Source organism: Microcystis sp. M53602_WE12, assembly GCF_030065455.1.
Classification (GTDB): Bacteria; Cyanobacteriota; Cyanobacteriia; order Cyanobacteriales; family Microcystaceae; genus Microcystis; species Microcystis aeruginosa.
Genome location: NZ_JASJFB010000781.1, coordinates 1 through 5,539, shown reverse-complemented (window position 1 = coordinate 5,539; position 5,539 = coordinate 1). Strand labels below are relative to the sequence as shown.

Genomic DNA, 5,539 nt, shown 5'->3' with positions numbered 1-5,539 from the left:
TTAGCGCCTATAAAGACCGAAAGAGCCTCCTCGCTTACGTTAAAAAAGTGCTGGACAATTTTGGAGGCGAGTATGTAATTAATTTTGCCTAGGTACTTAGGTTACAATATTATTGTTCTATATATCACCTATCTAGCCTTTGATAAAATTTATGGAATCATCTACTCTACCGATTCATAATCCAGCCGAACGTTTATTAATTATCCTACAAAGATGTTCTCCAGACGAAACTGACGAATCAGTTCAAGCAGTTTTAGCAAGAGCAATGGAAGTGAAAAATGACACTGATTCTGTTCAGAAAGGGTTGATTCAATTACTACAGCTTATTTATCATATAGAAGATCAACTACAATATTTTCCTTCAAGAAAACAGTCTTCCTATAAAGAACTTATGAAACAAATTAAGGATGAATTAATTAGTGTATTTTCAAGACTTGAAATGTCTTGGTCAAATTCTTTCTTACAGCCATTAAACTCTCCTGACTGGTACGCTCTACATTGGCTTCCTTCTTGTGTAGAAGATTTTGAGGAAATATATTTAAGCAAAGAGGATTTGAACAGGTTAAGGGAAGAAATCTTAGGTTTAATTCAAATGATTGACGATAGCAAAATTACGCAAGAGTTTAAACAATTTCTGCTGATTAAATTAAATGAAGTCCTAGAAGCTCTTAACAAATTTTACATCGTTGGCTATAATGGTCTTCGCAAGGAAATTTTGGCTACCCTCACCGAGGTGGGAATTAATCAAGTCGAAGGTGAAGATAAGGAAACCAAGAACAATATATCCCAAAAGTTGCAGGAATTTTTCACAAAAATAGTTCCAGAAAAAGCACAAAAGATTAATCCGCCAATTAGTCTCCTTGTAAATAGTTATAAGCTTGCAGAAATGTTCAAAATTTTACCTCCAGGTAATTAACAAAAAAGGGTTGCTATCATATTTAAATCTTAGATTTTGGTGTGTTACGCTTCGCTAACACACCCTACTGTATATTTTTATTAAGAATTATCTGTCCCTTGTAACATTAAATCTTAATTCTTAACAAATTACCCTAGATTCTCAGAGAAAAACTGATTATAATAAAGGGAACTGAACAGAACTGCTCGATCGATAGATAACTGATTAATTAAAGTTTTATTACTTTTGATGGCCTGGGATTAAGAGAAGTAAATTTATTCTTGATCGCTCCCTGAAAGTGAGAAGAAATAGTTTTAATAAACAAAGAGTTTTCAACTTGGCAAAAATCCTCTGGGGGCAATACACATGGAAGTTCTAACCGAGACAATTAACCCAACTTCGATCGAACGGGAACCGATCCATCTCTATAACCGAATTCAACCGCACGGGGTGCTTTTAGTTCTCAGCGAACCGGAGCTAAAAGTCAGCCAAACTAGCAGTAATAGCCGCAGTTTATTGGGTATTTCTCCGGGGGAAATTATCGGTAAAACCCTAGAGGAAATCTTCGATCCCTTTCAGATCGATCCTCTAAAATCAGCCATAGAAAATAACGATTTTGATGCTATCAATCCCTCCAAAATTTGGGCGCGGGTTAAAGGGGATGATTTTGCTGTCTTTGATGCTATTTTTCACCGCAACGCCGAACAAATGCTGATTTTAGAGTTAGAACCAGCTATTTCCTATGAAAACATTCCTTTCCTGAGATTCTATCACCTAGCCAAAACTTCGATCGATAAACTTGAAGCCACCCGTAGCCTGAAAGATTTCTGTAATATCATCGTTAAAGAAGTGCGAAAAATGACAGGATTCGATCGAGTTATGTTATACAAATTCGACGAAGAAGATAACGGTGATGTGATAGCAGAAGACAAAATAGAGCAACTAGAACCCTATCTCGGTTTACGTTATCCCGCTTCCGATATCCCTCTCCCGGCACGAAATTTATTAAGTGCTAATTGGATTCGACAGATTCCCGATGCTACCTCTGAACCCGTCGATCTAGTGCCTAGTCTTCATCCCGAAACCCAACAACCCTTAAATTTAACCCTGTCCAGTCTTAGAAGTGCTTCTCCCTGTCATTTAGAATACCTGCATAATATGGGAGTGGGAGCATCTCTAACCATTTCTCTGATTGAAAATAAACGTCTCTGGGGCATTATTGCCTGTCATCACCGCACCCCTAAATATGTACCCTACGAACTCCGTAAAGCTTGTGAGTTCTTAGGAAGAGTAATTTTCTCGGAAATATCGGCACGGGAAGAAACCGAGGATTATGACTATCGAGTAAAATTAACCTTTGTGCAATCGCAATTAATCGATTATATGGCGGAAGCTAATAACTTTATTGATGGATTAATTGCCCATAAACCGAATCTGCTCGATCTAACTAAAGCCACGGGAGCTGCTATTTGTTTAGGCGGCAATTATACCTTAATTGGAGTAACACCGAGCGAAGAAGAACTAAATTATCTGATTACTTGGCTAGAAAAAAACGTCCATGAAGATGTTTACTATACCAATTCCTTACCGCGAATTTATGCCGATGCGGGTAAGTTTAAAGACATTGCCAGTGGTTTACTAGCAATTCCCATTTCTAAACGTAATTATCTCCTCTGGTTTCGTCCGGAAGTAATTCAAACCGTGAACTGGGGTGGTGATCCGGGTAAAGCGATCGAAACGACTGCCATAGATGGTGATATTCGTCTCTGTCCGCGTAAATCTTTCTCCCTCTGGAAAGAAACCGTTCGCCTCAAATCTTTCCCCTGGAAAGCAGTAGAAATTAACGCCGCACTAGAATTACGAAAAGCGATCGTCAATATCATCTTAAAACAAGCCGATGAATTGGCCCGTTTAGCGCGGGATTTGGAACTATCAAACGCCGAATTAAAAAAATTCGCCTACGTCGCCTCCCACGATTTACAGGAACCCCTCAATCAAGTCGCCAACTATGTGCAGTTGCTAGAAATGCGCTACACCGAAGAACTGGACGAAGATGCTAAAGAATTTATTACTTTTGCCGTCGAAGGTGTCAGTTTGATGCAAACATTAATAGATGATGTGCTGGCTTACTCGAAAGTGGATATGCAGGCGGTAGAGTTTAATACCATCGATGCTAATCTGGCACTGGAAAAAGCTCTCGCTAACCTGAAAGGGAGAATTCAGGAAAGTCAAGCTATAATCACCGTTGATCCTTTGCCAATTGTCATGGCAGATAAAACCCAGTTAATGCAATTGTTCCAAAATCTCATCGGTAATGCCATTAAATTCCGGGGAAAAGCAACTCCCACTATTCATATTGCTGCCCAACGTCAAGAGGAGGAATGGCTGTTCTCTGTCACCGATAATGGAATTGGTATCGATCCCCGATTTTCCGAACGCATTTTCGTGATTTTCCAACGACTACACACCCGCGACGAGTACCCCGGCACAGGTATGGGTTTGGCGATTTGCAAGAAAATTATCGAGTGTCATCGCGGACGAATTTGGGTAGAATCCCAATTAGGCAAAGGAGCGGTTTTCTGTTTTACAATTCCCCTAGGAGGTAACGAGCGTGAGCGCTGGCGAGGACGTGCCACACAAAATTATCTTATTAGTGGAGGACAGCAAAGCTGATATTCGCCTCATCCAAGAGGCATTAAAAACTAGCACCGTCCCGCACGAATTAGTTATCGTTAGGGATGGTGTCAACGCCATGGATTATCTGCGTCGAGAAGGGGAGTATCTCGATTCTCCCCGTCCTAATCTGATTCTTCTCGATCTGAATTTACCCAGAAAAGACGGACGGGAGGTGTTAGCGGAAATCAAAAACGATCCCAGTTTAAAAAGAATTCCTGTGGTGGTTTTAACCACTTCTCGCAACGAGGAGGATATTTTTTATAGCTATGAACTGCACGTTAATTGTTATATAACCAAGTCGCGCAATCTCAACGATTTGTTCAAAATTGTCAAAAATATCGAGGCTTTTTGGTTAGAAACCGCTACTTTACCCGGGGAGTGAATCATTATCAGTGATCAGTTATCAGTGATCAGTTATCAGTGATCAGTTATCAGTTATCAGTTATCAGGAGTCGGTCGTCAGGAGGCAGGAGGCAGCTTTATTCTCCCCACGCCCTACACCCTACACCCCACACCCCACACCCCACCCCCCACACCCCACACCCCACCCCCCACTTCCTAACCTCCCAAACCTCTTTAACTCTTGATTAAAAAATGGGACTCTCGCAGGATATAAAAGTTCTTTTAATCGAGGATAATTTAGCCGAAGCTCGATTATTAAAGGAAATTCTTAAGGGTAATGAAAAAAAAGAATTTCATCTGGTTAATGTCTCAAGATTATCCGAGGCTATTTCTTTGTTACAACAAACAGATTTTGATGTAATTTTATTAGATCTAACTTTACCAGATAGTCAGGGTTTGGAATCCTTAGCTCCCCTTTTAATTACGGCTCCGAAATTGCCGATCGTGGTTTTAACTAATACTAATGATGATAATTTGGCCTTGCAAGCACTGCGTCAGGGAGCGCAGGATTATTTAATTAAAAGAGAAGTAAGTTTAGAAATTTTAACTCGATCGCTATGTTATGCGATCGAGCGAAAACAGATGGAGGAAGCTTTACGAGAATCGAACGAAGCTTTAAAAATGAGCGTGATTGAACGCACTAATCAACTGGAAAAAGCTCAGGAATTAAATCAGTTAAAAACTGAATTTGTTTCCATGTTATCCCACGATTTTCGCAATCCTTTAAATAAAATTTTACTCTCGGCTGGATTATTAGAAGAAAGTCGCGATCGGTTGACAAAAGATCAGCAAGTTAGCTATTTTCGCATGATTCGATCGGCCATTAAAGACATGGATCAATTGCTCACAGAAGTGTTATTAATTGGCCGGGCCGATTCCGGGAGATTATACTGTCAATTTGATCCGGTGGATTTGCTGGATTATTGTCAGAAATTGGTAGAATCTTTTACGGTTAAGCCGGAGCCGCAATTAGCAATTATTTTCCAAATTGAGGGCAGCTTAGAAAGAGGACTTTGGGATATAAATTTAATTAAACATATCTTGACAAATTTACTGGGAAATGCTCTCAAATATTCACCCCAAGGCAACCCCGTAGAATTTAAGATTATTGTCGAATCCGAGCAGGTAGTCTTTAAAATTATCGATCGAGGAATTGGTATTCCCAGCAAAGATCAAGAACATTTATTTAAACCTTTTTATCGCGGTAGCAATGTCGATAATATTCAAGGAACGGGATTAGGATTAGCCATTGTCGGACGCTGTGTGGAAGCGCACAAAGGACAAATTTACCTAGAAAGTGAGGAAGGAAAAGGCACAAAGATCACGGTGATTTTACCGATTATTACCGACATTGAACACCTAAATTGAGATGAACAATAGGGTGGAACCAGAATTTTTTTTCTGCTGCCCTCGCTCCCTATCTACCTAGGGTCTGCTGAAAAAGTTTTTCCTAGAAGCAGGGTGTAGGGTGTAGGGTGTGGGGTGTGGGGTTTTACCGATTTTGAGGGGGTCAATTACCTAATTTTCAGGGAAAAAGTACCTGAATTTCCCCCTGATCACTCCCAT

The 5,539-nt window shown here is 40.1% G+C and carries 5 protein-coding genes; all 5 read left to right on the top strand.

All coding sequences use genetic code 11. The features are described from left to right. Positions 1-151: 151 nt before the first annotated feature. Positions 152-916, top strand: coding sequence for a hypothetical protein (locus PX482_RS24005; protein WP_288027499.1), 765 nt, complete (start codon positions 152-154; stop codon positions 914-916). 345 nt (positions 917-1,261) lie between these two features. Then, the gene (locus PX482_RS24000; protein ID WP_002758487.1) at positions 1,262-3,568 is read left to right on the top strand and encodes a sensor histidine kinase; all 2,307 of its coding nucleotides are present in this window, start codon (positions 1,262-1,264) and stop codon (positions 3,566-3,568) included. Continuing rightward, a complete protein-coding gene (locus PX482_RS23995) occupies positions 3,507-3,953 on the top strand; it encodes a response regulator (protein ID WP_002758488.1) in 447 nt (148 codons plus the stop codon). The genes PX482_RS24000 and PX482_RS23995 overlap by 62 nt, the downstream gene beginning before the upstream one ends. Before the next feature lie 38 nt (positions 3,954-3,991). Continuing rightward, entirely contained in the window at positions 3,992-4,162 is a 171-nt protein-coding gene (locus PX482_RS23990) for a hypothetical protein (RefSeq protein ID WP_288123124.1), read from the top strand. 3 nt (positions 4,163-4,165) lie between these two features. Beyond that, positions 4,166-5,341, top strand: coding sequence for a hybrid sensor histidine kinase/response regulator (locus PX482_RS23985; protein WP_002758490.1), 1,176 nt, complete (start codon positions 4,166-4,168; stop codon positions 5,339-5,341). Positions 5,342-5,539: the final 198 nt, after the last annotated feature.

Coding starts and splice junctions, on each gene's coding strand:
- PX482_RS24005 (WP_288027499.1), top strand. CDS start 152: ATGGAATCATCTACTCTACCGATTCATAATCCAGCCGAACGTTTATTA.
- PX482_RS24000 (WP_002758487.1), top strand. CDS start 1,262: ATGGAAGTTCTAACCGAGACAATTAACCCAACTTCGATCGAACGGGAA.
- PX482_RS23985 (WP_002758490.1), top strand. CDS start 4,166: ATGGGACTCTCGCAGGATATAAAAGTTCTTTTAATCGAGGATAATTTA.